The sequence below is a fragment of the Streptomyces sp. NPDC050732 genome, from assembly GCF_040654255.1.
Lineage (GTDB): Bacteria > Actinomycetota > Actinomycetes > Streptomycetales > Streptomycetaceae > Streptomyces.
Map to the genome: position 1 here is coordinate 1 of NZ_JBFAHP010000082.1, position 2780 is coordinate 2780.

Annotated in this window: 2 protein-coding genes; both read right to left on the reverse strand. The window is 73.1% G+C overall.

Features of this window, described 5'->3' with window-relative positions:
* On the reverse strand, positions 1 to 1368 hold a 1368-nt coding region (locus tag AB0H82_RS36335), incomplete at its 3' end, for a homocysteine S-methyltransferase family protein (protein ID WP_362999819.1).
* Positions 1365 to 2348, reverse strand: coding sequence for a carbohydrate kinase family protein (locus tag AB0H82_RS36340; RefSeq protein ID WP_362999820.1), 984 nt, complete (start codon positions 2346 to 2348; stop codon positions 1365 to 1367). The genes AB0H82_RS36340 and AB0H82_RS36335, both read right to left, overlap by 4 nt.
* Positions 2349 to 2780: the final 432 nt, after the last annotated feature.

The window sequence follows — 2780 nt, forward strand, 5'->3', positions numbered from 1 at the left end:
CACCTTCGCGAACCGCGACTCGGGGCCGTCCCCGTCCTCGTAGTTGACGGAGTTGATGACCGCCCGCCCGCCCAGCTTCTCCAACCCCGCCTGCAAAACGGGCAGTTCGGTGGAGTCCAGCACGATGGGCAGCGTGGAGGCGGTCGCGAAGCGGCCGGCCAGCTCGGCCATGTCGGCCACCCCGTCCCGGCCCACATAGTCGACACATAGGTCGAGCATGTGCGCGCCCTCGCGGATCTGCTCGCGGGCCATCTCCACACAGTCGTCCCAGCGGCCCTCCAGCATCGCCTCCCGGAACTTCTTCGACCCGTTCGCGTTCGTGCGCTCCCCGATCGCCATATAGGCGGTGTCCTGACGGAACGGCACCGTCTGGTAGAGCGAGGCGGCACCCGGCTCCGGACGCGGATCACGCGCCGGCGCCTCGACACCGCGCACCCGCTCCACCACCTGACGCAGGTGTTCGGGGGTGGTGCCGCAGCAGCCGCCCACCAGGGACAGGCCGTACTCGCGCACGAAACTCTCCTGCGCGTCGGCCAGTCCGGCCGGGTCCAGGGGGAAGTGCGCGCCGTCCTTGGTCAGCACCGGCAGGCCGGCGTTGGGCATGCACAGCAGCGGGATGCGGGAGTGGCGGGCGAGGTAGCGCAGGTGTTCGGTCATCTCGGCCGGGCCGGTCGAGCAGTTCAGGCCGATCATGTCGATGCCCAGCGGTTCCAGGGCGGTCAGCGCGGCGCCGATCTCCGAGCCGAGCAGCATGGTGCCGGTCGTCTCGAAGGCCAGGGAGCACACCAGGGGCAGGTCGAGGCCGGCGGCGCTCAGGGCGCGGCGGGCACCGAGCACCGAGGCCTTGGTCTGCAGCAGGTCCTGGGTGGTCTCCACCAGGAGCGCGTCGGCGCCGCCGGCGATGAGTCCTTCGGCGTTGGCCTGGAAGCCGTCGCGCAGGGTGGTGAAGTCGGTGTGGCCCAGGGTGGGCAGTTTGGTGCCGGGGCCGATCGAGCCGAGCACCCAGCGCTGCTGTCCGGTGGAGGCGGTGAACTCGTCGGCGACCTCGCGGGCGATGCGGGCGCCGGCCTGGGAGAGTTCGCGGATGCGGTGGGCGATGTCGTACTCGCCCAGGGCCGCCTGGTTGGCGCCGAAGGTGTTGGTCTCCACGCAGTCCACGCCGGCCGCGAAGTACTCCTGGTGCACGCAGCGCACGATGTCGGGGCGGGTGACGTTCAGGACTTCGTTGCAGCCTTCGAGCTGCTGGAAGTCGTCCAGGGTGGGGTCCTGGGCCTGGAGCATGGTGCCCATCGCGCCGTCGGCCACCACCACGCGGGTGGCCAGGGCCTGGCGCAGGGCGTCGGCGCGCTGTTGCTGGGTGCTGTTCATGCGGTCCTCGCGATCTGCGCCTCCAGGACGCGGGCCGCGCCGGGGCCGTAGGTCTGCTCGATGCGGGCGGTCAGGTCGGCCGGGATGAGCTTGTACTCCTGGGTGCCGACCGATTCCAGGACGGTGGTGGCCAGGGCGCAGCCGAGCTGGGCGGCGCGTTCGTGGGGCAGGTTCCAGGCGGTGCCGGCCAAAAAGCCGGAGCGGAAGGCGTCGCCGGCGCCGGTGGGGTCGGCGATCGTGTCGGCGGGGACGGCGGGCACGGGCAGTTTGGGGCAGCCGGCGCGGGCCAGCGAGACGCCGCCGGCGCCCAGGGTGGTGATCCAGGTGCCGACCCGCTCCAGGAGGTCTGTCTCGCTCCAGCCGGTGCGCTCCATCAGCAGGGCGGCCTCGTATTCGTTGGTGAACAGCCAGCGGGCGCCGTCGACGAGCCGGCGGGCCTGCTCGCGGTCCAGGCGGGCCAGTTGCTGGGAGGGGTCGGCGGCCACCGGGATGTCAAGGCGGTGGGCGGTGGCGGTATGGCGCAGCATGGCGGCGGGGTCGTCGGCGCCGATCAGGACGAGCAGGGGCCGCCCGGTGCGCTCGGTGACGGCGGCCAGGTCGATGTGGGCGGCCTCGGCCATGGCGCCGGCGTAGAAGGTGGCGATCTGGTTCTGGTCCTGGTCGGTGGTGCACACGAAGCGGGCGGTGTGCAGGGTGTCGCTGACCTGGACGGCGGAGGTGTCCACGCCGTGTTCGCGCAGCCAGGTGTCGTACTCGGCGAAGTCGCGTCCCGCCGCGCCGATCAGGAGGGGGTCCAGGTTCAGCAGGCCCAGCCCGAAGGCGATGTTGGCGGCGACGCCGCCTCGGCGCACCTCGAGCCGGTCGGCGAGGAAGGACAGGGAGACCCGCTCCAGCTGTTCCTTGATCAGCTGCTCGGCGAAGCGTCCGGGAAAGACCATCAGGTGGTCGGTCGCTATCGATCCGGTCACGGCGATACGCACGGAAAGGCACTCCTTGAAGCTGGGGGCGGCGCTGGGGTCGGGTCGGCGTCGGGGACGGTCGGTGTCGGGGGCGGCGGCGATGTCGGGTCGGCGCCGGGGGAACGCGGCGGCAGAAGAAGGGGGGCACCTCGCGGAAGACGAGGGGTGGGGCGGGGGTGGGGCTCGCAGAAGAGGGGGCGCGGGGGGGCCGGGCACCGGCCTTGCCGGGGCGGGGCCCGGGACGGGCTCGCGCACGGGGGCGGGCACCGCCCTGCGGGCACGGGCCGGCCAGCCGCCTTGCCGGCTGTGGGGCCCAGGGCGGGCCGGCCCGAAGGGCCCGGGCACCGCCCCGGCCGGGGCCGCCCAGCAGTGGTCGGAGGAGCAGGACGGCGCGCCGATCGGGACCGTCGAGGCGGCGACGTTCCCGGGGGACGGCGACTTCGCTCTCGTCAC